Source organism: Mycobacterium toneyamaense (assembly GCF_055384815.1).
Genome location: NZ_AP040333.1, coordinates 2,460,244 through 2,484,533, shown reverse-complemented (window position 1 = coordinate 2,484,533; position 24,290 = coordinate 2,460,244). Strand labels below are relative to the sequence as shown.

The following is a 24,290-nucleotide window of genomic DNA, read 5'->3' as shown; positions in this document are numbered from 1 at the left end:
GAACGCATGACTGAGCTGAAGGAAGTCCAGACCGAGCGCGGAACGCTGCGTTATTACGACGAGGGCAGTGGGCCTGTAGTGCTGTTTCTGCACGGTTCCGGCCCGGGCGTGACGGGCTGGCGGAACTTCCGCGGCATCCTGCCGACGTTCGCGGCGCACTTTCGCTGCTTGATCCTCGAGTTCCCCGGCTTCGGCGTCAGCGACGACTTCGGTGGCCACCCGATGATCGACGCCCAGTCCGCGGTGGTGCCCTTCCTCGATGCACTCGGAATCGAGAAGGTGGACATCGTCGGCAACTCGATGGGCGGTGGCGTCGGCATCAACTTCGCCATCAACAACCCCGACCGCATCGGCAAGCTCGTCACCATCGGCGGTATCGGCACCAACATCTTCAGCCCCGGCCCGAGCGAGGGCATCCGGCTGCTGCAGGAGTTCACCGAGGACCCGACCCGGCAACGGCTGATCGACTGGCTCCACTCGATGGTCTACGACGAGAAGATCGTCACCGAGGAACTCATCGAAGAGCGCTTGAAGCTGGCCTCCGATCCCGAGACGCTCGAGTCGGCGCGCCGGATGTACGGCAAGGCCGCCTTCAAGATGATGATGAAGTTCATGCGGTCGGCCGACGCACCGCCGCAGCCCTGGGCCCAGATGCACAAGGTGAAGGCGCCGACGCTGTTGACGTGGGGCCGCGACGACCGCGTCAGCCCGTTGGACATGGCGCTCATCCCGATGCGCACCATCTCCAACGCCGAGCTGCACGTGTTCCCGAACTGCGGACACTGGGCGATGATCGAGGCCAAGGAGGCGTTCGAGAGCACGGTGCTGGGCTTCCTGCAGCGCTGATCGTCTTCACGGGCGGCCGCGTCCGCACACCGGTTCGATGGTGTGCGGTACGCGGCCGCTCGTCTGCATCGAGGCCACCGGAATATATTGCCCGGCTTACCAATTGACCGGCATGCAACATCGACCGCCACTGCCGGACCAGCGGGTCTCGTTGTGTCCCAACTTGATTGCCGACCCACGGCGCGCGGAGACAACCGTCACACGCCGAAATTCGTACCAATCCGCCGATTTCACGCGCCGCGCGCAGCACGCACCCTAGGATCAGGCCCATGAATCGCTTGTCCGGTGCCGACGCCACCTTCTGGTTCGCGGAGACCAACAGCTGGCATATGCATGTCGCCGCCTCGTCGATCTACGACCCCACCGACGCACCGGATTTCAGCTTCGAGTCGGTGAAGGCGCTCATCGCGGCGCGGTTGCCGGAGATGCCGCAATTGCGGTGGCGGGTGACCGGCGCACCGCTCGGCCTCGACCGGCCGTGGTTCGTCGAAGACGAGGAACTCGACCTCGATTTCCACGTCCGCCACATCGCGGTCCCCGCACCCGGCGGCCGCCGCGAACTCGACCAGTTGGTGGGGCGGCTGATGTCCTACAAGCTGGACCGGTCCCGGCCGCTGTGGGAGCTCTGGTTCATCGAGGGCGTCGAGGGCGGCCGGGTCGCCGTGCTGATGAAGATGCACCACGCCATCATCGACGGCGTCTCGGGAGCCGGGCTCGGTGAGATTCTGCTCGATATCACGCCCACCCCGCGGCCGCCGGCGGCCGAGCCGAGCAGGTCACTGGTCGGCGTCAAGGCACCCGGGATCGAATTGCAGGCCCTGGGCGGCCTGATCAACATCGGCATCAAGACGCCCTATCGCGTCGTGCGTTTCCTCGAGCAGACGGTGCGCCAGCAGGTTGCGGCGCTCGGCGTCGCCAACAAGCCGCCCGGCTACTTCGACGCACCGCACACGCGGTTCAACGGCCCGATCTCACCGCACCGGCGGGTCAGCAATTCCGGCGTGTCGCTGGAGCGCGTGAAGGCGGTCAAGGAAGCGTTCGGCGTGAAGGTGAACGACGTCGTGCTGGCGCTCGTCTCGAGTGCCATGCGCACGTATCTGGAGGACCGCGGCGAGCTGCCCGACAAGTCGCTCATCGCGCAGGTTCCGGTGTCCACCCGGACCGAGAGCTCCAGCGACCAGGTCGGCAATCAGGTGAGCGCGATGTCGGTGTCCCTGGCCTCCGACATCGTCGACCCCGCCGAACGCATCAAGGCCATCTACGCGAGCTCCCAGAGCGCCAAGGAGATGGCGAAAGCGCTTACCGCACACCAGATCATGGGCTTGACCGACACCACCCCACCCGGCCTGGTGGCCCTGGCCGCCCGGGCGTACACGGCGAGCAAGCTCGGCGGCACCCTCAAGCCGATGAACCTCGTCGTGTCCAACGTGCCCGGACCGCCCGTGCCGCTGTACATGGCCGGCGCCGTCCTCGAACAGATGATGCCGATGGGTCCCCTGGTGATGGACGTCGGGCTCAACGTCACCTGCTTCAGCTACCGCGACCGCATCGATTTCGGCTTCGTCACCACTCCCGAGATGGCCAACGACATCGACGCCATGGCCGACGCCATCGAGCCGGCGCTAGTGGAGCTCGAGATCGCGGCCGGGCTCGTCGAGCGCAGCTAGCCCGACGGGTCAGGCCTTCTGCGTCAGCCCGGCGTCGACGACCAGTTGCGTGCCGGTGATGTACCGGGCCTCATCGGACGCCAGGAACACCACCGCGTTGCTGATGTCCTCGGGCTCCACCCACGGCACCGGCAAGAGGTTGCGTGCGGCAAGGACTTCCGCGACGTCCTCGGCGGTCGGGTTCTCCAGATCGGGCCGGATGCGCTTGAAGGTCTCCGGGTTCAGCACCATCGGGGTGCCGACCGCGCCAGGGTGCACGGTGTTGACCCGAATCCGCTTGGGCCCCAGCTCGTTCGCCAGAGTGCGGGCCAGACCCACCACCGCATGCTTGGTGGACGTGTACCCCGCGGTGTTCGCGGTGCCGCGAAGTCCGTTGGTGGAACTGATGATCACCACGGATCCGCCGGCCGGGCCGAAATGCGGGATCGCGGCCTTGACGGTGTGCCACACCCCGGTCAGGTTGACGCCGATGACGCGCTGCCAGTCCTCGGCGGTCACTTCCCACGACGGCGCCGACGCCGAATGGATGCCGGCGTTGGCGACCACGACATCCAGCCGGCCGAACTCCCAGGCCCCTTCGTCGACCGCGGCCTGCACCTCGTCGAACGACGACACGTCGGCCACAGCCGTGAAACAGCGCTGACCGCGCTGCTTCACGGCGTCGGCGAGGTCGGCCAAATCGGCTGCCGCACCGGCGACGTCGAGAGCGATGATGTCGGCGCCCTCGTCGGCGAACCGCTCGCAGTGGGTCCGGCCGGTGCCGCGGGCGGCACCGGTGACGAGGGCGACCTTGTTCAGCAGCCCCGACATCAGCCGGCCTTGGTCAGTTCGAATCCCTTGTACCCCGCGGCCGCAACCTCGGCGCAGATGTCGTTGTAGGCGGCGAAGCCGCCGATGAACAACATGAAAACCCGTGGCTTACCGGGCACATTCGCGCCCATGTACCAGGAGTTCGCCTTCGGGAACAGCGTCTGGTCGGCGCGGCGCACCAGTTCGGCGCCCCATTCGTCGACCGCGTCCGTGGTGGCCTCGATGGCCGCATAGCCGTTCTTGCCGACATACTCGATCGCGTCGGCGATCCAGTTCACGTGCGCTTCGGCGTGCAGCACCATGTTGGCCAGCACGGCCGGCGCGCCGGGTCCGTTCACCAGGAACATGTTCGGGAAGCCGTCGACCCCCAGGCCCAGGTAGGTGCGCGGCCCGTCGACCCAGTTCTGCTTGAGCTTCTCACCACCGCGGCCGGTGATGTCGATACGCCCCAGCGCGCCGGTGAGCGCGTCGAACCCGGTGGCGAAGATGATGGCGTCCAGGTCGAACCGGGCCTCGGTGGTCGTGATGCCGGTGGCGTCGATCTGCTCGATCGGCGTCTTCTTCACGCTGACCAGCTTCACGTGCGGCTGGTTGAACGTCTGGAAGTAGTTGGTATCGGTGCAGATTCGCTTGGCGCCGATCGGGTGGTCGTTCGGGATCAGCATGTCGGCGACCTCGGGGTCGTCGATCACCGCGCGGACCTTCTCGTCGTAGAACTTCTTGGTCTCGGCGTTGGCCACCGGGTCGACCATCTGGTCCAGGAAGGTCTTGCTGAACAGCACACCGCCCAGCTGCCAACGCTTTTCGAACTCTGCGCGGCGCTCCTCCGCCGACAGCTCCATGGTGCGCTTGGGGTGCGCCATGTGCGGCGAACCGCCGCCGCTGCGCCACGACAGCGCGCGACGCTCGTCGTAGTTGGCCTTGACCTCGGCTTCGCGTTCGGGCGTCAGCGGCTCGTTACCGGCCGGCACGGAGAAGTTCGGAGTGCGTTGGAAGACAACGAGTTCGGCAGCTTGAGCGGCCACGATCGGCGTGGTCTGGATGCCCGACGAACCGGTGCCGATGAGGCCGACGCGCTTGCCGGTGAAGTCGACGCCCTCGTGCGGCCAGTTCGCGGTGTGGTAGGTCTCGCCCGCGAAGGTCTCGACGCCCGGGATGTCCGGCAGCAGCGGATCGGACAGCGCGCCGGTGGCCATGACGCAGAACTGCGCGTCCACCGTCTCACCGGTGTCGGTGGTGACGGTCCAGCGCAGCGTCTCTTCGTTCAAGGTCGCCGACACCACGCGGGTGTTCAGCCGGATGTCGCGGCGCAGATCGAACCGGTCGGCGACATGGTTGATGTACGTGAGGATTTCGGCCTGGGTGGCGTACTTCTCGGTCCAGGTCCACTCCTGCTGCAGATCCTTGTCGAACGAGTAGCAGTAGTCGATGCTCTCCACGTCGCACCGGGCACCGGGGTACCGGTTGTAGAACCACGTGCCGCCCACGTCCGAGGCCGCCTCGAACACCACGACCGAATGACCTTCCGACCGCAGCTTGTGCAGTGCGTAAAGACCGGCGAACCCGGCACCGACTACTACGACGTCAACCTGTTCTGCGCTGCTCATAGTGCGAAGTTAGCCGTCCGCCACACAACCCAGTACGAGGCGTCCCGGTGAACGGACGACCCGGCGGAGCGCGTCCCGGCCAGCGGGGTCCGCGGCGACCAGGAAGCGCCCGAATCGGCTTCGGGTGAAGGATTTCGCCCGCTGACCGGGAAGCGCCTCCCGGTGCGCTGCGGGTGCGGTAAACCATTGATTAGCCCATCACAGGAGTTAGGAAAACGACCATGACCCAGCGGGTTATCGACAGACTCGGTGACATCGCCGACCAGCTTCGCGAACAAGCCTGGGAGGCAGAGAAGTTGGGCCAGCTGCCCGACGAGACCGTGAAGCTGATGAAGGCGGCCGGCAACATCAAGCTGCTGCAGCCCAAGGAATATGACGGCCTGGAGGTGCACCCGCGCGAGTTCGCCGAGACCGTGATGGCGACTGCCGCGCTGGACCCGGCCGCCGGCTGGATCAACGGTGTCGTCGGTGTGCACCCGTACCAACTCGCTTATGCCGACCCGAAGGTCGCCGCTGAGATTTGGGGATCGGACACCGACACCTGGGTCGCCTCGCCGTACGCGCCGCAGGGCGTGGCCCGCCCCGTCGATGGTGGCTACATCTTCAACGGCCGCTGGCAGTTCAGCTCGGGCACCGACCACTGTGAGTGGATCTTCCTGGGCGCCATGCTCGGTGACGCCGAGGGCAAGCCCGTCATGCCGCCGCAGATGCTGCACATGATCCTGCCCCGCAGCGACTACGAGATCGTCCAGGACTCCTGGAACGTGGTGGGCCTGCGCGGCACCGGCTCCAAGGACGTCATCGTCAAGGACGCCTTCGTCCCCACCTACCGCACCATGGACGCCACCAAGGTGATGGACGGCCGGGCGCAGATCGAGGCCGGCATGACCTCGCCGCTGTACCTGATGCCGTGGTCGACCATGTTCCCGCTGGGCATCTCGTCGGCCGTCATCGGCATCGCCGAAGGCGCCCTGGCCGCCGCGCTCGACTACCAGCGCGAGCGCGTCAACTCCAGTGGCGTGGCCATCAAGGACGACCCGTACGTCATGTACGCCATCGGTGAGGCCGCCGCCGACATCAACGCCGCCCGCCAGGAGCTGCTGGCCAACGTCGACCGGATCTACGACATGGTCGCCGCCGGCAAGGAGGTGTCCTTCGAGGACCGCGCCGCCGGCCGGCGCACCCAGATCCGGTCGGTGTGGCGCGCGGTGTCCGCGGTCGACGAGATCTTCGCCCGCTGCGGCGGCAACGCGACCCGCATGGACAAGCCGCTGCAGCGCTACTGGCGTGACGCACACGTCGGCCAGGCCCACGCCATCCACGTCCCCGGCACCACCTACCACGCGTCGGCACTCAGCAGCCTGGGTGTGGATCCGCAGGGCCCGCTGCGAGGCATGATCTGACGTGAGTGACCTGAAGAGCCTGGGCTATGTGAAGGTCCAGACCGCCGACATCGAACGCTGGCGCCAATTCGCCTTCGAAGTACTGGGTTTCGCGAAGGGCAGCGGTCCCGATCCCGACGCGCTGTACCTGCGGATGGACGAGCGCACCGCGCGCATCATCGTGGTGCCGGGCGATGCCGACCGCATCGTCACCGTGGGCTGGGAGGTCCGCGACGGCGCCGCTCTGCGCCGGGTGCAGGCCACCCTCGACGGCGCCGGTGTGCCGTGGAAGCAGCTGTCGCTGGACGAGGCCGACGCCCGTCGCGTCGACGAGGTCATCGCCTTCGTCGACCCGGCCGGCAACGATGTCGAGGTGTTCCACGGCGCGGTGCTGGACCACAGCCCCGTCGTCACGCCGTTCGGCGCCCGCTTCGTCACCGAGGGTCTGGGCCTCGGCCACGTGGTGCTGCCGGCGCAGGACGCCAAGGGCCTGTTCACGTTCTACACCGAGGTGCTGGGCTTCCTGCCCCGCGGCGCCTTCCGGGTGCCCGCTCCCCCGGAGTTCGGCCCCCTGCGCGTGCAGTTCCTGGGCATCAACGAGCGGCACCACAGCCTCGCGATCTGCCCGGCCGCGACGCTGCGCGACCCGAAGCTGATCCACCTCATGGTCGAGGTCGACACGCTCGACGCCGTCGGGCAGGCGCTCGACCGCGTGAACCGCGACGGCTTCCAGCTTTCCTCCACGCTGGGCCGGCACACCAACGACAAGATGGTGTCGTTCTACGTGCGTTCACCCGGCGACTGGGACATCGAGTTCGGCACCGAGGGCATGAAGGTCGACGAACGGTACTACACCGCAGAGGAAATCACCGCCGACAGCTACTGGGGCCATGAGTGGATGGGCGTGCCGCCGCGGGCGATGCTGCCATGAGCGCCGATCTCAAACCGGTCCCGGCATCGTCGATCACCGCGTGGGATGACGAGGCCGACGTCGTGGTCGTCGGCTACGGCATCGCCGGCGCGGCCGCGGCCGTGGCGGCCTCGGCTGCGGGCGCCGATGTCCTGGTCGTCGAACGCACCGGCGGCTGGGGCGGCGCCGCCGCCATGGCCGGTGGATTCATCTACCTCGGCGGTGGCACCGATCTCCAAAAGGCCTGCGGTTTTGACGATTCCGTGGAGAACATGGCCACCTTCCTGAAGGTGGCCATGGGTCCCGGCGCGGACACCGAACGGATCGACGACTACTGCGCCGGCAGTGTCGCCCACTACGACTGGCTCGTGAGCTGCGGCGTGCCGTTCAAGCCGGTGTTCTGGGGTGAACCGGGCTGGGAGCCACCGAGCGACGAGGGCCTGATGTTCACGGGCGGCGAAAACGCCTTCCCGTACAACACCATTGCCTCCCCCGCGCCGCGCGGTCACGTGCCGCAGATGACCGACAAGGTCGCCGGTGAGCGCAGTGGCGGCTACATGTTGATGAAGCCGCTCGTGGAAACCGCCACCGCGCAGGGCGTCCGGTCGGTGTACGACACCGAGGTGCAGTCATTGATCACCGAGGCCGACGGCCGAGTGGTGGGCATCGTCGCGCGCCGGTACAGCGACACTGTGGCGATCAAGGCGCGCCGCGGCGTGGTGCTGGCCTCGGGCAGCTTCGCCTACAGCGACGCGATGGTCGCCCAGTACGCACCCCGCATCGCGGGCCGCCCTGCGGCGAGCATCGAGCAGCACGACGGCCGGGCGATCCGGATGGCACAGGCGCTCGGCGCCGACCTGGCACACATGGACGCCACCGAGGTGGCGTTCTTCTGCGACCCGCAGCAGTTGGTCCGCGGCATCCTGGTCAACGGCCTGGGCCAGCGCTACATCGCCGAGGACACCTACGCGGGGCGCATCGGCCAGCAGACGCTGTACTACCAGGACAACACGGCGTACCTGATCATCGACGGTGACGCCATGGAAGAGGCCATGGCCGCCACCTCGGCGACAGCGTTCCTGCGCCGCCCGGCAACGTGGGTGTGCGAGACGGTCGCCGAGCTCGAAGCCGAGATCGGCCTGCCCGCCGGCGTGCTGCAGCACACCGTGGCCTATTACAACGAGCACGCCGCGAACGGCGCGGACCCGCTGCTGCACAAGAAGCCGCAGTGGCTGCGCCCGATCGGGTCGCCGGTCGGTGCGATCGACCTGCGTAACAGCACCGGCGGGTTCACCCTCGGCGGCCTGCTGACCACGTTGGACGGCCGCGTACTGCACGTCGGCGGTGAGCCGATTCCGGGGCTGTTCGCGGCCGGCCGGTGCTCAGCGGGCCTGTCTGCCTGGGGTTATGCCAGCGGGGTGTCGCTGGGCGACGGCAGCTTCTACGGGCGCCGCGCCGGGAGGTCCGCGGCGCAGAACTGAGCCCGCCCGGCGTGTCGCCACCCCGCGTGTCGCCGCCGGAATGACCACGAGCTCGTGTCCCAAATCTGGGCCATGAGCTGCAAAATTGATACACGAGGCGTCCCTTGCCAACCCGGCTCGGGGCGCCTCGTCGTGCATATATTCTGCCGCGCTCCGACGAAATGTGTGACAAGCCCCACCGCCGTGTGATACAAACAGGCATATTCCTAATAGGAATATCGACACGGAGCAACGGAGCTTGGAGGCCGACATGACAGCAACAGTCGAATCCACCACCCCCAGCGCGGTCATCGACCGGGTATCGCTGGTCCTCGACGCGTTCGACGGCCCCGGCCGCCTGACCCTGGCGCAGATCGTGCGCCGCACGGGCCTGCCCCGTTCCTCCGCGCACCGGATGCTGGAGCGTCTGGTGCAGCTGCGCTGGCTGCGCCGCAACGGCCGGGACTACGAACTCGGGATGCGTCTGGTGGAGCTCGGCTCGCTGGCCGTGCATCAGGACCGCATGCACCGCGCCGCCGGCCCGCTGTTGCACGAGCTGCACCGCGCCACCGGGCTCGTCGTGCACCTCGCCGTGCTCGACGGCGGTGACGTCGTCTACCTGGAGAAGGTCGGCAACGGCATGATGACGGTGCTGCCGTCGCGGGTGGGCGGCCGCCAGCCGGCGCACTGTACCGCCGTCGGCAAGGCCATCCTGGCCTACAACCAGGACGCCGAGGTCGACCTCATGAGCCGCAAGACCAAGTATTCGATCGCCAACCGCGCCCAGCTCGCCACCGAACTGGCCAAGGTCCGCGCCCACGGCGTCGCCTTCGAGCGCGAGGAGTCGGTGCCCGGATTCGGTTGTGTCGCAGCGCCGATCGGCCGCCAGGGTGAGGCCGTCGCCGCCGTCTCGGTGTGTGGTCCAATGAACCGCATGGCCTTCGAACAGCTGACCGCGCCGGTGCGCATGACCGCCATGGGCATCTGGCGCAACGCCGAGGATTCCCGGGTCGCGCCGACGCTGCAGCCGATGCGGCCGCTGCGCATGGGCCCGGCGTTGCAGTACGCATGAGCCGCCAGCGAGTAGCGCTAGCGGATCGCGCATGAGCCTGGACCCCCAGATCGCCGGCCTCCTCGAGGCACTCAACAGCGGCTTCCCCGACCTGCCGAACATGACCGGGGCGCAGGCGCGCGCCGCCATTCGCGCGCGATTCGTCGCACCTGCCGAACCCGAAGCGGTCGCCTCCGTCACCAACACGGAGGTCGACGGCATCGGGGTCCGGGTCTACCGCCCCGCGGCCGACGGCCCGCTTCCGATCTTCGTCTTCGCACACGGCGGCGGCTTCGTCTTCTGCGATCTGGATTCGCACGACGGCCTCTGCCGCAGCTTCGCGAATTCGATTCCCGCCGTGGTCGTTTCGGTCGACTACCGGCTGGCACCCGAACATCGGTGGCCGGCCGCCGCCGAAGACGTCTACGCCGTCACCCAGTGGGCCGCCGCCCATGCCCACGAACTCGGCGGCGACCCGGCGAAGCTCGTCGTCGGCGGCGACAGCGCCGGCGGCAACCTCGCCGCCGTCACCGCGCTCATGACCCGCGACCGCGGCGGTGCGCCGCTGGCCGCGCAGGTACTGCTGTACCCGGTGCTGACCGCCGATTTCACCTACGGCTCCTACCACGAGTTCCGCACCGGCTACTACAACACCACGGCCGCCATGCAGTGGTACTGGGACCAGTACGTGCCCAACACCACCGACCGCGAAAACCCTTATGCGGCACCGTTGTCCGCATCCGTCGAGGACGTAGCCCCGGCCGTGCTCGTCGTCACGGGCTACGACCCGATGCGGGATGAGGCCCTCGCCTACGCCGAAGCGCTGCGCGAGGCCGAGGTACCGGTGACCGAGCTGTACTACGGGGCCATCCACGGTTTCCTGACCATGCCGGTGCTCGACATCGCGCACCGGGCCCGTCGTGACGTGGCCGACGCACTGACCAAGTTGCTCGCCGACTAGTCGGCGCTTCCCCAACCAATCGAGGAGATCATCATCGGCACCTACGCTGTGACCGGTTCGGCATCGGGCATGGGATACCAGGCGGCGAAGCAGTTGCGCGATCAGGGCCATACGGTGATCGGCGTCGACCTCAAGGACGCCGATGTCATCGCGGACCTGTCGACCGCCGACGGCCGGCGTACCGCCGCCACGCGGGTGCTCGAACTGTCCGAAGGCACGCTCGACGGTGCCGTACTGGCCGCCGGGATCGGGCCCGGTGCCGGCGCCGACCGCGCACGCCTGATCGCCCAGATCAACTACCTCGGCACCGTCGACCTGCTGACGGCCTGGCGGCCCGCACTGGCGGCCGCCGGTAACGCGAAAGTCGTTGCACTGGGCAGCAACTCCAGCACGACGGTGCCCGCGGTACCCCGCCGCGCCATCCGCGCACTGGTGGCCGGCGACGCCGAGCGGGCAGCCCGCGCCGTGCGGTTCTTCGGCGGCGGCGCCTCCGCGCTCATGTACGCCGCGTCCAAGATCGCCGTGGCCCGCTGGGTCCGGCAGACCGCGGTGACGGCCGACTGGGCCGGCCGCGGCATCCGGCTGAATGTACTGGCGCCCGGGGCCATCATGACGCCGCTGCTGCAGGCGCAGCTCGATTCGCCGCGCGAGGGCAAGGCCGTCCGCGCCTTCCCGATCCCGACCGGCAACTTCGGCGATCCCGTGCACCTCGCCAACTGGATCGTCTTCATGCTGTCGGACTCCGCCGACTTCCTCTGCGGCAGTGTCATTTTCGTCGACGGCGGCACCGATGCCTACTTCCGGCCCGACGGCTGGCCCAAAGGTGTGCCGCTGCGCGGCATTCCGCGGTATGTGTGGCGGCATCGCCGCTTCGCCAAGACCCGCTGACCGCCCACCGGCCTACCCCTGGGCGCGGATTGCCTTGGGGCTCATGCCGTAACGGCGCTTGATCGCGGTGCTCAGCGCGAAGGCGGTGCCGTAGCCCACGCGGCCGGCGACGGCTTCGATGGTGGCATCGGAACCGCGCAGCAGGTCGACGGCCAGCGCCAGGCGAATCTCGGTGAGGAGCGCCATCGGCGGCTCGCCGACGAGTTGGGTGAACCGCCGCGCCAGGGCCGCCCGGGACAGCCCGACCTCGGCGGCCAGCGACCCCACGGTCCAGGGATGTGCCGGATTGTTCTCGATGAGCCGAAGTGCCGTGCCCACCTGAGGATCTCGATACGCGCGATACCAGGCCGGTGCCTCGGCACGGGAGAACCAGCTGCGCAGAGCGGCGATCGTGAGCAGATCGAGCATCCGGTCGAGCACCGCGCCCTGGGCCGGCTCATCGCGCGCCATCTCGTCGAGCAGCAGATCGACCAGCATGGTGTTGACCTCGCCCCGCCGGATCACCACCAGCGGTGGCAGCGCGGTCAGCAGCCTGCGGCAGACCGCACCCACTTCTTCGTAGGCGCCGGTGATCAACAGGGTCTGCGCGTCAGGTCGGGTGCCCCAGCTCCGGATCCCCAGACTCAGTGCCTCACACAGTGGTTCACCATCGATGGTCGTGGTGACCTGCCCCGGGTGCACGACGACTTCGGGCGCGGTCGCCGCGTCATCGGCGACGGTGTAGCAGTCGGGCCCGCGGCAGATCGCGATGTCGCCCGCTTCGAGTCGCCGGCCGACGGCACCATCCGGGATGACGGTCGCCGACCCGCGGGCGACCACCACGATGGTGAGCGGCGCGCGGTCCTGCACGCGCAGCGACCACGGCGGGTCGAGCAATACCGTCAGCTCATGACATTCACCAAGCTCCCCCAGCCGCTCGGCACGACGGCGCTCATCGTCGCGCTGTTGTCCTCCGGGCTGCTCGCGGGCCTCTACTACGCATACGCGGTGTCGGTGCTGCCCGCACTCGGCGCGTTCGACGACCGGACCTTCATCGACGTCATGAACAAGATCAACGTCGTCATCGTCAATCCGCCGTTCCTGCTGACCTTCCTCGGGTCGGTCGGCTTCACCGCGCTGGCCGGGGCGTTCTACGTCAAGCCCGGCGCCCGTCCGGTGCTGATCTGGATCGGTATCGGCCTGGCCCTCAACCTCGCCAGTCTCGCCGTCACATCGGTGGTCAACGTGCCGCTCAACGACAAGCTCACCACCGCGGCCGGCTCGACCAGTGCCGCCGATCTCGCGTCACTGCGCCAGCAGTTCGAGTCGTCGTGGGTGCGCTGGAACATTATCCGCGCAGTGGCCAACACCGCCGCCACCGCCGTCCTGGGTTGGGCGCTCGCCGTGCCGGTCCGCGGTTGACGCGGGATTAACGCACGGTGACCACAACCATGGGCCGGCGCACCGAACTGCGGCATCGTCGCGTCAGTGGTGAGTTCAGAGATCAAGGCCAGTGATGCGCAGCTGGCGAAAGGCCTGCGGCGCAGGCATTTGAACCTGATCGCCCTCGGCGGAGTGATCGGCGCGGGGCTCTTCGTCGGCAGCGGCGTCGTGATCGGCAGCGCCGGGCCCGCGGCCATCGTGTCGTTCCTGATCGCCGGCATCATCACCCTGCTGATCATGCGGATGCTCGCCGAGATGGCGGTGGCGCAACCGGTGGTCGGCTCGTTCTACGTCTACGCCAGGCAGGCGCTCGGGCGCCGTGGCGGTTTCGTCACCGGCTGGATGTACTGGTACTTCTTCGTCATCGTGGTCGCGGTCGAAGCCGTTGCGGGCGGCCGCATCCTGCATCTCTGGCTGCCCGCGGTGCCGTTGTGGGTGCTCAGCCTCGGTCTGATGCTGGCCCTCACCGCAAGCAACCTGGTCTCGGCGCGCTCGTTCGGCGAGTTCGAGTACTGGTTCTCGTCGGTGAAAGTCATTGCCATCGTGGTGTTCCTGGGCATGGGCGCGCTGTGGATCACCGGACTGTGGCCGCACTCCACACCCGGCCTGGCCAACCTGATCGACCACGGCGGCTTCGCGCCGCTGGGCTGGGGCGCGGTCCTGGCGGCCGTCGTACCGTGCGTCGCGTTCTACACGGGCGCCGAGATCGTCACCATCGCCGCCGCCGAATCCGACGAACCCGAGCGGGCGGTGACGCGGGCGATGAAGTCGATCGTCTTCCGCATCATCGGGTTCTACGTCGGCTCGATCCTCGTGGTAGTGGCCATCCAGCCCTGGAACACCAAGAGCGTCAGCATCAGTCCCTACGCCTCGGTGCTCACCGTTCTGGGCATCCCGGGCGTCGCGACGATCATGAACTTCATCGTGCTCACGGCGGTGTTGTCCTGCCTCAACTCCGCGCTGTACACGACGTCGCGAATGCTGTTCGCGCTCACCACCTCTGGTGACGCGCCCCGGTTCTTCACCAAGCTGTCCCCGAGCGGCGTCCCGCGCCGTGCGATCCTGCTGGGCACCGCCGTCGGCTACGCATCGGTCGCCGCGACCTACGTGTGGGGCGACGTGGTGTTCAACTTCCTGATCAACTCCTACGGCGCCGTCGCCCTGTTCGTCTACCTGATCATCGCGATATCGCAGGTCGTCCTGCGCCGCCGCATCGAGCGGACGCGGCCCGGCACGTTGAAGCTGACGATGTGGCTGTTCCCGTGGCTGAGCTACGCCACCATCGCGCTCATGGCGACCGTCATCCTGGCGATGGCGTTCCTCCCCGACACCCGCTCGCAGTTCCTGATGAGCGGTGTCACCCTGGCCGTCATCCTCGTTTCGTTCGAGGTGGTCCGACGGCGCAACACCCCTGACGCCGAGCCCGCGACCCCGGCGCCGACGAGCGTCGACAGTCGTGTTCCCGCCGACGCGATCGAGAACTGAACCGGATCACTGCCCTGCCGACAGGATGCTGATCGCGATGTCGGTGGCCGGGCCGATGACGGTCTCGATGTCCAGATCGTCTTCGGCGGTCTGCGCGGCAAGCTCGCGCACGCCGGCCAGCAGCATCACGGCCTTGGGCCCGGTGATGGGCGGCAGCCCGGCCCGCTGAAATCCCGGGTTGGCGGCGAGTTCGCCGAGCAGAGCGGCGAGTTCGGCGAAGTTTCGCCGCTGAATCGGACGGGCGGCCGCGCCCAACGCGGGCAGGTCGCGTATCCAGCTCAGCGAAATCGCCGGGCGCGCCGTGAGATGCGCGATGTAGGCCGTGAACATCTGCCGAATCTGATTGTGCCAGTGCGCATCTGAATCGACGGCCGCCCGGATGTCGGCGACCAGATCATCGGTCACCGAGGCCAGCAGCGCCAGGTAGCACTCCTGCTTGTTCGCGAAGTGCAGGTAGAAGGTGGTCTTGGAGGCCTGCGCCTTGCGCACGATGTCGACGACGGACGTCGCGGCGTAGCCGCGTTCGCCAATCAATGCCGCGAGCGCGTCGACGAATCGCTGACGGGCGTCGTCGTCCTCGGTGTTGCGCATCCCAGTACGTTATCGTACTGTGCCCTGACGTGCGAGTACGACCTCGTACTCACAGACGGGGAAACCATGATTCGTGCGATCCGAAGCCGCAGACGCGGCACCGCCGCCCGGTTGGCATCGGCCGCGGCGCTGGCGCTGCTGGCCGTCGTCGGCGCACCGCCGGCACCGGCGTCCGCCGTGGCGATCACCCGGTGCCCGTGGCGCGCCACCACCGTCGCAAGTGGGTTGGGCTCCCTGGAAAACCTCGCGTTCGACGGCGCGGGCACCATGCTCGTCTCACGCACCGTCGGCAGTTCCGGGCAGCTGTACCGCCTCACCCCCGACGGCAAGGGCAGCACCTTCGTACCGAATGTTGCTGCGCCGGGAAGCATCACCGTCGCCGACGGGGCGGCATACTTCACCACCGGCAACAGCTTTCTCTCCGGAGTCTTCGGCGCGAAGGACGGCGGCATCGCCCGCGTGGATCTCGGCAGCGGCGTGCTGACGACGGTCGCGACCAAACTCACCATGCCCAACGGCATGGTCCGATTGCCCGACGGTTCGTTCGTCGTCTCCCGCAACATCGGCTGGACCACCGGGCTGACCAGGATCAGTGCCGACGGCACCCGCGAAAGCCGCCTCGCACCCTCGGTGACCATGGCCAATGGCCTGACATACGACACCGCGCACCACACCGTCATCGCCTCGATGGACCTGCAACCCGTCAGCACCCTGGCCATCGTGGACGTCACCGACCCCAGCCACATCCGAACCGTCAACCTGGGCCTGTTCGGGCTGTTCGGATTCCCCGATGACCTCACGGTCGGTCCGGACGGCCTCATCTACCTGGCGATGGACGGCGGCGACATCGTCCGCATCGATCCCGAACGCCACGCCGCGTGCATCCTGGCCTCTGGCATGTTCGGCAGTACCTCGGTGCGCTTCGGCGCGGGCCCGGGCTGGGACCCGCAGGCGCTGTACAGCACCGACCTCTTCGGCACCGTCCGCAAGCTGACGCCGACCGCGGGCTGAGAAGACATCCCGGTGACCGGACCACAGCCGTCCAGCCGGACACCGGTGCCGCAAGAATCCTTCGGCAACGAAAGGACTTGCAGCATGGATAGATTCAGCGACCGCCGGGTCATCGTGACCGGCGCCGGGTCCGGCATCGGACAGGCCACCGTGGCCCGTCTGCTCGACGAGGGCGGCACCATCGTCGCGTGCGACATCTCCGCCGAAGGCCTGGCCCGTACCAAGGAAGCCGCCGAAAAGGCCGGCACCGCAGCGCGTCTCACCACCACGGTGCTCGACATCTCGTCCGAAGCGGACGTCATCAAGGGCGTCGACGCCGCCATCGCCGACATGGGCGGCCTGGACGTGCTGGTCAACGTCGCCGCGATCGAGACGTGCTCACACACCCACGAGATCACGCTGGCGGACTGGAACCGCATCATCGCGGTCAACCTCACCGGCACCTTCCTCATGACCCGCCAGGCACTGCCCGCGCTGCTGGCATCGGGGCGCGGGGTGGCCATCAACTTCACCTCGACCTCGGCGAGCTATGCCCACCCCTATATGGCGGCCTACTCCGCCAGCAAGGGCGGCATCCTGAGCTTCACCCACTCACTGGCGCTCGAATACGCCAAGCAGGGACTGCGCGCGGTGAACATCCAGCCCGGCGGTGTCTCCACCCCGCTGGCGAACGGCACGTTCGCCAAGATGCCGGAAGGCACCGACTACGGGCTGTGGACCAAGCAGGTCCCGATGCTCAACACCGGCAACGACGCGAACCTGGGTGATCCCAGCGCGGTCGCCGCGGTGGTCGCCATGGCGGCTTCCGATGACGGCGCGTTCCTCACCGGCACCGAGATCCGGATCGACGGCGGCGCGCACTGCTGACGCGCCACGAACTTCCGCGGGTGCTCAGCGGACGACCACGTCGCTGGGCACCCGCGGATCACCAAGCATCGCCCGGTGCGACGGCGGCGTGCGCCCGTCGACGTCGGTGATGCCGTAGCGCTGGGCTTCTTCCGCGGCGATCACGGTCTGCCCGCTGATGCCGTCCAGGTCCGGGTCCTGATACAGCGCGTTGATCACATGCCCGATGAACTCCGGCGTCTCGAAATTACCGGCGGCCTTGGCCAGCGTCTCGGCGTCGAACGCCTGCTTGAACTTGTCGGTGAGCAGGATGCCCATCCAGATCGACAACGTCGACACCCCCGTGCCGTGGAAGTCGACGGCCATGTCGGCGGCCATCTTGTCCACGCCGGCCTTCTGCGCGCCGTAGGCCGGGCCGTGCATGTAACACACCCCGCCCGGCGACGACGTGAACGCGATCAGGCCACGGCCCCGTGCCACCAGCAGCGGGGCGGCGTGCCACGACGCCACATACGCCGACCGCAGACCGACGTCGAGCACGTCACCGAGGCCGATCGGCTTCTCCCAGAACGGCTTCGGGTCGACGAGGTTGTCGTGCACCACGGCGGCGTTGTTGACCAGCAGATCGAGCTGTCCGGCCTCGTCGGCCACCCGCGCGAACAACGCGGCCACGGCGTCGTCGTCGCGGTGATCCACCGGCACGGCGATACCGCCGTCGCCGGGATCGGTGACGGTACGGCCCGTCAGGTACACCGTCCACCCGTCGGCCACCAACGCCGCGGCAATACCCTTGCCGGCGCCCCGGCTGGCACCGGTGACGACCGCGACCCGCTTGTCTGAGCTCATGCGGCTATGGTGCCACGCCCAGTTCGTCCTCAACGACGTGCACGACACCGGCCGCCACCGCATCCGCGATGGACTCCTTCAACTGGCCGCACGCCAGGAAGATCCGGCCCGGCAGACACTCGGCCCGCCGGCGCTCCTCGCACCGCGCAGCCGACTCGCGCGTCCACTGCACGCTGGTCTGCTGCCAGCTGCCCTTGCGCGCCAACACCTCTGCGCCACAGGCACGGCAGGCCACCGGCACCATCGGCATATCGGCCAGCCGGATGTCGGGCCGCGCGGTCATCAGACCGACTCCGCGGCCCGTGCTGCTGCGATGTTGGCTTCCATCTCCTTGGTCCACGCCTCACGCGGGACGGTGGTGTCCAGTTCGTATTCGAAACGGTCGGTCATCTCCGGCACCACATCCGCGACGTCGACGTAGAACTGCTCGTACCACCGGCGCAGCTGGTAGACCGGGCCGTCCTCCTCGACCAGGAGCGGATTGTCGATGCGCGCCTTGTTCTTCCAGATCTGCACGTCCTGCTCGAAGCCCTGCTTCACCCAGTCACCGAGCGCGTGCGCCGTCGCCACGGCCGCCTCCTCGGGCAGGCCCGCCATCTTCTTCACGATGATTCCGTACTGCAGCACAAAGGAATTCGAGTCGATCGGGTAATGACAGTTGATCAGGATGGTCTTGTGGTCGGCGTCCGGGTAGTGGTACGTCAGGTCATCGATCATGAAAGACGGCCCGTAGTACGACGCCACCGACGTCGAGCCGAGCATCTTCGCACCTTCGGTGCCCTGCATGTCCTCGCGACCACCGCCGTTCATGTACTGCGTCGCGACCTGGCCCTCGAAGATGTTCTTGAAGTGCGACGGCACCGCGCCGTGGATGTAGAAGAAGTGCGCCATGTCGACGACGTTGTCGATGATCTCGCGGCAGTTGACGTTGACAACCGTTGTGTACCAATGCCAATCGGTCCACTCATCGCTGCCCGCCTGCTCGATGCGCGGGATGTAGTTCTCCGCCGGCGGCGCGCTGCCCTCGGGGTCGTTCCAGATGAACAGCATCCCGTCCTGCTCGAGGGTCTCCCACTTCGCGGTACGTGCCAGCCGCGGGGTGCGCTTGGCATACGGCACCAACTTGCATTTACCGTCGCCGCCCCAGCGCCAGTCGTGGAACGGGCAGGCGATCTCATTGCCCTTCACAGTGCCCTGGCTCAGGTCACCACCCATGTGGCGGCAGTAGCTGTCCAGCACGTTGAGCCGGCCGTCCGCGCCGCGGAACACGACGAGCTTCTGCCCGAAGGCCTTGATCGAGTGCGGTTTGCCGTCACCGAGGTCCTTGGTCAGGCCAAGGCAGTGCCAGCCACGGGCGAACCGGGTCGGCGCTTCACCGGCTTCGATCTGGCGAACATCGACATCCTCCACCGACATCTGATGACCATCCTCACATTGAAAACTGGGCTGCAGTTTGATGTTTCAGGTCTAACAGCAACGGGGTGCGCAATGCACGTGTTCTCCCGCTGGCAGGGACGCGCGAGGCCGGAAATCGGTCTGTCGCAATACGCTTGGCGGCCGTGACGACATCTGCCGCGGCCACGATTCCGGCCGGCCTCGACATCACCGACACCACCGTCGATCTGCTGGTGATCGGTTCCGGTACCGGCCTGGCCGCCGCGCTGAGCGGTCATGAATCGGGGCTGAACGTCCTGGTTGTCGAGAAGGCCTCCGACATCGGCGGGTCCACCGCCCGCTCGGGTGGCGCCCTGTGGCTGCCGACGACTCCCCTGCTGACCGACAAGGGCACCGCCGACACCGCCGACCGCGCCGCGACGTACCTCGACGCCGTCGTCGACGGCACCGCACCGGCGGCCCGCTCGGCGGGCTTCCTGCAGCACGTCAACGCGACCGTCGACATGCTGGGCCGCACCACCCCGATGCGGCTGTTCTGGGCCCGCGAGTACTCCGACTACCACCCCGAGCGACCGGGCGGCCGCGCCACCGGGCGCACCTGCGAATGCCGCCCGCTCGACGCCGGCGTGCTGGGCGCCTACCGGGACCGGCTGCGCGGCGGTGTCATGGAGGTCAAGGTCCCGATGCCGACGACCGGCGCGGACTACAAATGGATGAACCTGATGGCGCGGGTGCCGCGAAAAGGCTTGCCGCTCATCGCCAAACGGCTCGCGCAGGGCGTCGGCGGCAAGCTGCTGGGACGCGAGTACATCGCCGGTGGCCAGGCGCTGGCGGCCGGGCTGTTCGCCGGTGTGCTGCGGGCCGGCATCCCCATCTGGACCGAGACATCGCTGGTCCGGCTGACCGGCGACGGTCAGCGCGTCACCGGCGCGGTGCTGTCGCACGGCGGCGGTGAGGTCACCGTCACCGCCACACGCGGCGTGGTGCTGGCGGCCGGTGGCTTCGATCACGACATGGCGATGCGCCACAAGTACCAGTCCGATTCGCTCGGCGACCACGAGAGCCTCGGCGCCGATTCCAACACCGGTGAGGCCATCCGCGCGGCCACCGACCTCGGTGCCGCCACGGCGTTGATGGACCAGGCCTGGTGGTTCCCGGCCGTCGCGTCCGCGAACGGTCGCCCGCCCGCCGTGCTGCTGGCCGAGCGCTCGCTGCCCGGCTCACTCATCGTCGATCAGGACGGCAAGCGCTTCGCCAACGAGTCGACCGACTACATGTCGTTCGGCCAGCGCGTGCTCGAACTCGAGCGGGCCGGCACGCCCGTCGAGTCGATGTGGATCGTGTTCGACCAGAAGTACCGCAACAGCTACGTCTTCGCCGCCGGCTCGTTCCCGCGGATGCCGCTGCCCAAGTCCTGGTACCGGGCCGGTATCGCCGCCAAGGCCACCAACTTCGCCGATCTGGCGGCCCAGATGGGAGTCCCGGCCGCCGATTTCGAGCGGACCATGACGCGATTCAACGAGAGCGCGGCCGCCGGCATCGATCCCGATTTCGACCGTGGTCTGAGCGCCTACGACCGCTACTACGGTGATCCGACGGTGACGCCCAACCCGAACCTGCGCCCGCTGGTCAAGGGCCCGTTCTACGCGGTGAAGATGACGCTGAGCGACCTCGGCACCTGCGGTGGCGTGGTGGCCGACGAGCGCGGCCGGGTGCGCAGGGAGGACGGCGGCGTCGTCGAAGGCCTGTACGCACTGGGGAACACCGCGGCCAACGCCTTCGGCGCCGTCTACCCGGGCGCGGGCGCGACCATCGCGCAGGGCCTGGTGTACGGCTACATCGCCGGACGGGATGCCGCCGGGAAGTTGTGAGAGCTCAGAGCCCGCCGAGGTCGTCGGGCACGTCGACGGCGTACGCCTGGAGCACCTCGAGCGGCACGACCTCGAGCGTCCGCTCGTGTGTGGAGGCGAGCACCACCGGTGCCGCGTAGCCGTCGTTGTGCGCGCGCAGCCAGTTCACCGCGGTCACGCACCAGCGGTCGCCGGGCGACAGGCCCGGGAAGCGGTACTCCGGCATCGGCGTGGACAGGTCGTTGCCTATCGAACGCTGGTGCGCCAGGAACTCGCCGGTCACGACGGCGCAGATGGTGTGCCGGCCGGCGTCCTCGGGCCCGGTCGAGCAGCAGCCGTCACGGTAGAAGCCCGTCAGCGGTTCGGTGCCACACGGTTCCAGCGGAGCACCGAGCACATTGCGATCTGCCACCGGTCAATCCTTCCTTACCTTGCTCGCGGTGAAAAGGCTTGCCCCGCACTCGATGTCCGCACCGGAAGTGACCGCGGCCGACAAGGTAACGTTCTCCGGCACACGTTCGTCCATCACCACCACGGCGACAATGGGATTGAGCCCCCTGGCCTCGACCGCGGGCACGTCGTAGCCGATGACGACCTGCCCCGCGGTGACGTCGTCACCCTGACTGACATGAGCCGTGAAACCGTCACCGTTGAGCCTGACGGTGTCCAGGCCGAGGTGCACGAGAACGCCCACGTTGTCCGCGGTCAGGACGACGTAGGCGTGCGGCATGAGTTTCAGGAGTCTGCCGGTGACGGGGGCGACGGCCTCGATCACGCCGCGCGGCGGGTCGATCGCGGCGCCGTAGCCGACCATGCCCGCCGAGAACACGGGGTCCGGGACGTCCTCGAGCCGAACCGCGCGCCCGGCGACCGGGGCGAGAACTGACGTCTGACTCACTGGCGCATCTCCTCTGTTCGTGCGCTCCCACAATACGAGCGCCGCCGAACGAGCTCTCACGGACGCATGTTCTCGTCTAAGCTGCCGCAAAGCTCTCGCGCCGAGTGGCGTTTCTGCGGCAGAGAAGGGTCTCGCACATGAACGGCACAGCGAAAATCTCAGGTGCACAGGAAAAGTCGGACCTGCGCATCCCCGGCTTCGCTCAACTGCAACGGCTCGGCAAGAGTCTCATGCTGCCGATCGCCGTGCTGCCCGCGGCGGGAATCCTCCTCCGGCTGGGCCAGGACGACCTGCTGGGCAAGATCAAGGCCCCCGTCATCGGGCCGTTCGTCCACGCGATGAGCGCTGCCGGCGACGCACTGTTCACCAACCTCCCGCTGCTGTTCGCCGTCGGCGTGGCCATCGGGTTCGCCAGGAAGGCCGACGGCTCGACAGCTCTGGCCGCCGTCGTCGGCTACCTCGTGGTGCAGTCGGTGTTCAAGACCATGTCGCCCGTCGTGCTGGCCGGCGAGGTCGACAAGGCAGGCGCCCAGGCCCAGATCAACTACAGCGTGTTCGCGGGAATCGTGGTCGGCCTGCTCACCGCGTGGCTCTTCGACCGCTACCACACCATCCAATTGCCCGCGTACCTCGGGTTTTTCGGGGGCAGGCGGTTCGTCCCCATCGTGGTGTCGATCGCGTGCCTGTTCCTCGCGTTCGCGATGAGCTACTGCTATCCGCTGTTCGACGCGGGCCTGACCGGCCTGGGCAGGTTCATCGGCGGTTCTGGGGCCTTCGGCGCCTTCGTCTACGGATTCGCCAACCGCATGCTGATCCCCCTGGGCCTGCACCACATCCCGAATTCCTACGTGTGGTTCCTCTACGGCGACTATCAGACCCCCGACGGCCACGTCGTCACGGGTGAACTCACACGCTTCGCCTCGGGCGACCCGACCGCGGGCATCCTCACATCGGGGTTCTACCCGGTGCTCATGTTCGGATTGCCGGCCGCCGCCCTGGCGATGATCCACGTTGCCGACAAGAAACAGCGGAAGGTCGCCGTCGGCATCCTGTCGGCCGCGGCGCTGACGGCGCTGCTGACCGGGGTCACCGAGCCGCTCGAATTCTCGTTCATGTTCGTGGCGTTCCCGCTGTACGTCATCCACGCCGTGCTGACCGGGCTGTCGTTGGCGGTCGCGTACCTGCTCGACATCCACCTCGGCTTCTCCTTCTCCGCGGGACTGGCCGACCTCCTCCTCTACGGCACCGCCCCGGCCGCGAAGAACATCCCGCTGCTCATCGGCATGGGCGTGGTCTTCTTCGTCGTCTACTACGTGCTGTTCCGGTTCGCCATCACGAAGTGGAATCTGCGGACCCCGGGCCGGGAGCCGGATACCGAATTCGAAGCCGAGGAGCAGGCCAATCTCGGCGACGGCGCGGACTCGAGGCCGGAGCAGGTGATCGCGGCCTTCGGTGGGCGGGGCAACCTCGTCGCCGTCGACGCGTGCATCACGCGGCTGCGCATCGAGGTCGCCGACACGAGCAAGGTCGATCAGGACCGGCTGAAGAGTCTCGGCGCCGCGGGCGTCATTGAGGTCGGCAACAGTGTCCAAGCGGTTTTCGGCACCGACTCCGAAGCCCTCAAGAACGACATCGCCGCGATCCTTTAGACGTCGTGGCGGCCCTGAACCTCGCGCTCGACCTCACGCCACAGGCCCGGCATCGAACGCGGCATGCCCGCAACGCCTTTCGCCGCGGTCTGTAGCACCGCGTCGGCGTCGTCGATGTCCTTCATCAGTTCGAGCGCCAGTTCCCGCTCGGCGGCGTAGTACTTGGCCGCCCAGCGCAGCGCGATCACCGAATACGCCCACACCGGCTGGGCCTTGGCGCCGTCGGAGTCCTCGGCGGCCTGCCGCTCCATGGCCTCGCAGTAGGCGACGTGCTGCTCGAGCAGCTCCCGCAGCCGGGTCGGGTTGCTCAGGTGGCCGAACGTAACCCGCAGCAGCACACTGTGTTTGAGCACCGGCGGGTCGACGGGAGCGTTGTTGGTCCAGTCGGTCACGGCAGCCATGCCGGACTCGGTGATCTTGTACAGACGGCGCGTGCGCAGGCCTTCGTCCTGCTCGACGCGGGACTCGAGATAGCCAAGTCCCTCAAGCTTTTTCAGCTCGGTGTAGATCTGGCTGTACGACGGGCTCCAGTAGTAGAAACCGACGCTCCAGTCGATCCACTTCTTGATGTCGTAGCCGCTGAGTTCCTCTTCGTACGACAACATGCCCAGCAGCGTCCAACTCGTCGCCGCCAGCGACGGTTTGCTCTGCGGCTTGCTTGCCATCTGTTTAGCCTAACAATCCATTGCCGCAAAGGCCCCAGTCATGACCGCCT

At 67.8% G+C, this 24,290-nt stretch carries 24 protein-coding genes; 14 read left to right on the top strand and 10 right to left on the bottom strand.

Annotated elements, in window-relative coordinates; translation table 11 throughout:
• The first annotated feature begins 6 nt into the window (after nucleotides 1-6).
• Together ACZ5IQ_RS11990 and ACZ5IQ_RS11985 are read left to right on the top strand one after the other, a co-directional pair.
• Nucleotides 7-846, top strand: a complete 840-nt coding sequence (locus ACZ5IQ_RS11990) for an alpha/beta fold hydrolase (protein WP_212811867.1) — start codon at nucleotides 7-9, stop codon at nucleotides 844-846.
• A 269-nt stretch (nucleotides 847-1,115) separates the two neighbouring features.
• The gene (locus tag ACZ5IQ_RS11985) at nucleotides 1,116-2,513 is read left to right on the top strand and encodes a WS/DGAT/MGAT family O-acyltransferase (RefSeq protein WP_212811868.1); all 1,398 of its coding nucleotides are present in this window, start codon (nucleotides 1,116-1,118) and stop codon (nucleotides 2,511-2,513) included.
• A 9-nt stretch (nucleotides 2,514-2,522) separates the two neighbouring features.
• Here ACZ5IQ_RS11985 and ACZ5IQ_RS11980 read toward each other — a convergent pair whose 3' ends face one another.
• Both ACZ5IQ_RS11980 and ACZ5IQ_RS11975 read right to left on the bottom strand, forming a co-directional pair.
• Nucleotides 2,523-3,323, bottom strand: a complete 801-nt coding sequence (locus tag ACZ5IQ_RS11980; RefSeq protein ID WP_212811869.1) for a mycofactocin-coupled SDR family oxidoreductase — start codon at nucleotides 3,321-3,323, stop codon at nucleotides 2,523-2,525.
• Entirely contained in the window at nucleotides 3,323-4,930 is a 1,608-nt protein-coding gene (locus tag ACZ5IQ_RS11975) for a flavin-containing monooxygenase (protein ID WP_212811870.1), read from the bottom strand. Before ACZ5IQ_RS11975 ends, ACZ5IQ_RS11980 begins: the two co-directional genes overlap by 1 nt.
• A 221-nt stretch (nucleotides 4,931-5,151) precedes the next feature.
• Here ACZ5IQ_RS11975 and ACZ5IQ_RS11970 point away from each other — a divergent pair, with 221 nt between their 5' ends.
• The 6 genes from ACZ5IQ_RS11970 to ACZ5IQ_RS11945 all read left to right on the top strand — a co-directional run bounded on the left by ACZ5IQ_RS11970 (nucleotide 5,152) and on the right by ACZ5IQ_RS11945 (nucleotide 11,582).
• On the top strand, nucleotides 5,152-6,333 hold the full coding sequence (locus tag ACZ5IQ_RS11970) for an acyl-CoA dehydrogenase family protein (RefSeq protein WP_212811871.1): 1,182 nt from the start codon (nucleotides 5,152-5,154) through the stop codon (nucleotides 6,331-6,333).
• 1 nt (nucleotide 6,334) lies between these two features.
• A complete protein-coding gene (gene bphC, locus ACZ5IQ_RS11965) occupies nucleotides 6,335-7,243 on the top strand; it encodes a biphenyl-2,3-diol 1,2-dioxygenase (protein ID WP_212811872.1) in 909 nt (302 codons plus the stop codon).
• Entirely contained in the window at nucleotides 7,240-8,703 is a 1,464-nt protein-coding gene (locus ACZ5IQ_RS11960) for an FAD-dependent oxidoreductase (RefSeq protein ID WP_212811873.1), read from the top strand. Before bphC ends, ACZ5IQ_RS11960 begins: the two co-directional genes overlap by 4 nt.
• Nucleotides 8,704-8,953: 250 nt before the next feature.
• Nucleotides 8,954-9,754 (top strand): IclR family transcriptional regulator, encoded by an 801-nt coding sequence (locus ACZ5IQ_RS11955; protein WP_212811874.1) that lies wholly within the window; start codon nucleotides 8,954-8,956, stop codon nucleotides 9,752-9,754.
• Between the two features lie 31 nt (nucleotides 9,755-9,785).
• Entirely contained in the window at nucleotides 9,786-10,694 is a 909-nt protein-coding gene (locus ACZ5IQ_RS11950; protein ID WP_212811875.1) for an alpha/beta hydrolase, read from the top strand.
• Between the two features lie 33 nt (nucleotides 10,695-10,727).
• Nucleotides 10,728-11,582, top strand: a complete 855-nt coding sequence (locus ACZ5IQ_RS11945; protein WP_212814851.1) for an SDR family oxidoreductase — start codon at nucleotides 10,728-10,730, stop codon at nucleotides 11,580-11,582.
• A gap of 12 nt (nucleotides 11,583-11,594) precedes the next feature.
• On the opposite strand, the gene ACZ5IQ_RS11940 is transcribed toward ACZ5IQ_RS11945, so the two are convergent.
• Complete coding sequence (locus tag ACZ5IQ_RS11940; RefSeq protein WP_212814852.1) at nucleotides 11,595-12,467, bottom strand: AraC family transcriptional regulator; 873 nt, start codon at nucleotides 12,465-12,467, stop codon at nucleotides 11,595-11,597.
• Nucleotides 12,468-12,470: 3 nt separating this feature from the next.
• Here ACZ5IQ_RS11940 and ACZ5IQ_RS11935 point away from each other — a divergent pair, with 3 nt between their 5' ends.
• Nucleotides 12,471-12,983, top strand: coding sequence for an anthrone oxygenase family protein (locus ACZ5IQ_RS11935; protein WP_212811876.1), 513 nt, complete (start codon nucleotides 12,471-12,473; stop codon nucleotides 12,981-12,983).
• A 69-nt stretch (nucleotides 12,984-13,052) separates the two neighbouring features.
• A complete protein-coding gene (locus tag ACZ5IQ_RS11930; RefSeq protein ID WP_464481462.1) occupies nucleotides 13,053-14,489 on the top strand; it encodes an amino acid permease in 1,437 nt (478 codons plus the stop codon).
• A gap of 6 nt (nucleotides 14,490-14,495) precedes the next feature.
• Here ACZ5IQ_RS11930 and ACZ5IQ_RS11925 read toward each other — a convergent pair whose 3' ends face one another.
• Nucleotides 14,496-15,080: a TetR/AcrR family transcriptional regulator gene (locus tag ACZ5IQ_RS11925; RefSeq protein ID WP_406774894.1), complete on the bottom strand. Its 585-nt coding sequence runs from the start codon at nucleotides 15,078-15,080 to the stop codon at nucleotides 14,496-14,498.
• 66 nt (nucleotides 15,081-15,146) lie between these two features.
• On the opposite strand from ACZ5IQ_RS11925, the gene ACZ5IQ_RS11920 reads away from it, so the two are divergent.
• Nucleotides 15,147-16,091, top strand: a complete 945-nt coding sequence (locus ACZ5IQ_RS11920) for an SMP-30/gluconolactonase/LRE family protein (protein WP_346415768.1) — start codon at nucleotides 15,147-15,149, stop codon at nucleotides 16,089-16,091.
• Between the two features lie 84 nt (nucleotides 16,092-16,175).
• Complete coding sequence (locus ACZ5IQ_RS11915) at nucleotides 16,176-16,958, top strand: SDR family NAD(P)-dependent oxidoreductase (protein ID WP_464481305.1); 783 nt, start codon at nucleotides 16,176-16,178, stop codon at nucleotides 16,956-16,958.
• A gap of 24 nt (nucleotides 16,959-16,982) precedes the next feature.
• Here ACZ5IQ_RS11915 and ACZ5IQ_RS11910 read toward each other — a convergent pair whose 3' ends face one another.
• The 3 genes from ACZ5IQ_RS11910 to ACZ5IQ_RS11900 are packed head-to-tail and all read right to left on the bottom strand — an operon-like array spanning nucleotide 16,983 to nucleotide 19,199.
• Nucleotides 16,983-17,783: an SDR family NAD(P)-dependent oxidoreductase gene (locus ACZ5IQ_RS11910; RefSeq protein WP_318985989.1), complete on the bottom strand. Its 801-nt coding sequence runs from the start codon at nucleotides 17,781-17,783 to the stop codon at nucleotides 16,983-16,985.
• A 4-nt stretch (nucleotides 17,784-17,787) separates the two neighbouring features.
• A complete protein-coding gene (locus ACZ5IQ_RS11905) occupies nucleotides 17,788-18,066 on the bottom strand; it encodes a ferredoxin (protein ID WP_212811881.1) in 279 nt (92 codons plus the stop codon).
• Nucleotides 18,066-19,199, bottom strand: a complete 1,134-nt coding sequence (locus tag ACZ5IQ_RS11900) for a Rieske 2Fe-2S domain-containing protein (RefSeq protein ID WP_212811882.1) — start codon at nucleotides 19,197-19,199, stop codon at nucleotides 18,066-18,068. The genes ACZ5IQ_RS11905 and ACZ5IQ_RS11900 overlap by 1 nt, the downstream gene beginning before the upstream one ends.
• A 143-nt stretch (nucleotides 19,200-19,342) precedes the next feature.
• Between ACZ5IQ_RS11900 and ACZ5IQ_RS11895 the strand changes: the two genes are divergently transcribed.
• Nucleotides 19,343-21,049 (top strand): 3-ketosteroid-delta-1-dehydrogenase, encoded by a 1,707-nt coding sequence (locus ACZ5IQ_RS11895; RefSeq protein WP_346415765.1) that lies wholly within the window; start codon nucleotides 19,343-19,345, stop codon nucleotides 21,047-21,049.
• A gap of 4 nt (nucleotides 21,050-21,053) precedes the next feature.
• Here the strand turns inward: ACZ5IQ_RS11895 and ACZ5IQ_RS11890 are convergent, their stop codons facing one another.
• Both ACZ5IQ_RS11890 and ACZ5IQ_RS11885 read right to left on the bottom strand, forming a co-directional pair.
• Nucleotides 21,054-21,440, bottom strand: a complete 387-nt coding sequence (locus ACZ5IQ_RS11890) for a DUF2237 family protein (RefSeq protein ID WP_029118411.1) — start codon at nucleotides 21,438-21,440, stop codon at nucleotides 21,054-21,056.
• A 3-nt stretch (nucleotides 21,441-21,443) separates the two neighbouring features.
• On the bottom strand, nucleotides 21,444-21,926 hold the full coding sequence (locus tag ACZ5IQ_RS11885) for a PTS sugar transporter subunit IIA (RefSeq protein WP_212811884.1): 483 nt from the start codon (nucleotides 21,924-21,926) through the stop codon (nucleotides 21,444-21,446).
• Nucleotides 21,927-22,063: 137 nt separating this feature from the next.
• Here ACZ5IQ_RS11885 and ACZ5IQ_RS11880 point away from each other — a divergent pair, with 137 nt between their 5' ends.
• Entirely contained in the window at nucleotides 22,064-23,575 is a 1,512-nt protein-coding gene (locus ACZ5IQ_RS11880; RefSeq protein ID WP_464481304.1) for a PTS transporter subunit EIIC, read from the top strand.
• On the opposite strand, the gene ACZ5IQ_RS11875 is transcribed toward ACZ5IQ_RS11880, so the two are convergent.
• The gene (locus tag ACZ5IQ_RS11875; protein WP_020103763.1) at nucleotides 23,572-24,240 is read right to left on the bottom strand and encodes a PadR family transcriptional regulator; all 669 of its coding nucleotides are present in this window, start codon (nucleotides 24,238-24,240) and stop codon (nucleotides 23,572-23,574) included. The two genes, ACZ5IQ_RS11880 and ACZ5IQ_RS11875, sit on opposite strands and share 4 nt — an antisense overlap.
• Nucleotides 24,241-24,290 lie beyond the last annotated feature (50 nt).

Coding starts and splice junctions, on each gene's coding strand:
- ACZ5IQ_RS11925 (WP_406774894.1), bottom strand. CDS start 15,080: ATGCGCAACACCGAGGACGACGACGCCCGTCAGCGATTCGTCGACGCG.
- ACZ5IQ_RS11970 (WP_212811871.1), top strand. CDS start 5,152: ATGACCCAGCGGGTTATCGACAGACTCGGTGACATCGCCGACCAGCTT.
- ACZ5IQ_RS11990 (WP_212811867.1), top strand. CDS start 7: ATGACTGAGCTGAAGGAAGTCCAGACCGAGCGCGGAACGCTGCGTTAT.
- ACZ5IQ_RS11915 (WP_464481305.1), top strand. CDS start 16,176: ATGGATAGATTCAGCGACCGCCGGGTCATCGTGACCGGCGCCGGGTCC.
- ACZ5IQ_RS11920 (WP_346415768.1), top strand. CDS start 15,147: ATGATTCGTGCGATCCGAAGCCGCAGACGCGGCACCGCCGCCCGGTTG.
- ACZ5IQ_RS11905 (WP_212811881.1), bottom strand. CDS start 18,066: ATGACCGCGCGGCCCGACATCCGGCTGGCCGATATGCCGATGGTGCCG.
- ACZ5IQ_RS11985 (WP_212811868.1), top strand. CDS start 1,116: ATGAATCGCTTGTCCGGTGCCGACGCCACCTTCTGGTTCGCGGAGACC.
- ACZ5IQ_RS11950 (WP_212811875.1), top strand. CDS start 9,786: ATGAGCCTGGACCCCCAGATCGCCGGCCTCCTCGAGGCACTCAACAGC.
- ACZ5IQ_RS11980 (WP_212811869.1), bottom strand. CDS start 3,323: ATGTCGGGGCTGCTGAACAAGGTCGCCCTCGTCACCGGTGCCGCCCGC.
- ACZ5IQ_RS11975 (WP_212811870.1), bottom strand. CDS start 4,930: ATGAGCAGCGCAGAACAGGTTGACGTCGTAGTAGTCGGTGCCGGGTTC.
- ACZ5IQ_RS11955 (WP_212811874.1), top strand. CDS start 8,954: ATGACAGCAACAGTCGAATCCACCACCCCCAGCGCGGTCATCGACCGG.
- ACZ5IQ_RS11900 (WP_212811882.1), bottom strand. CDS start 19,199: ATGTCGGTGGAGGATGTCGATGTTCGCCAGATCGAAGCCGGTGAAGCG.
- ACZ5IQ_RS11960 (WP_212811873.1), top strand. CDS start 7,240: ATGAGCGCCGATCTCAAACCGGTCCCGGCATCGTCGATCACCGCGTGG.
- ACZ5IQ_RS11910 (WP_318985989.1), bottom strand. CDS start 17,783: ATGAGCTCAGACAAGCGGGTCGCGGTCGTCACCGGTGCCAGCCGGGGC.
- ACZ5IQ_RS11880 (WP_464481304.1), top strand. CDS start 22,064: ATGAACGGCACAGCGAAAATCTCAGGTGCACAGGAAAAGTCGGACCTG.
- ACZ5IQ_RS11875 (WP_020103763.1), bottom strand. CDS start 24,240: ATGGCAAGCAAGCCGCAGAGCAAACCGTCGCTGGCGGCGACGAGTTGG.
- ACZ5IQ_RS11935 (WP_212811876.1), top strand. CDS start 12,471: ATGACATTCACCAAGCTCCCCCAGCCGCTCGGCACGACGGCGCTCATC.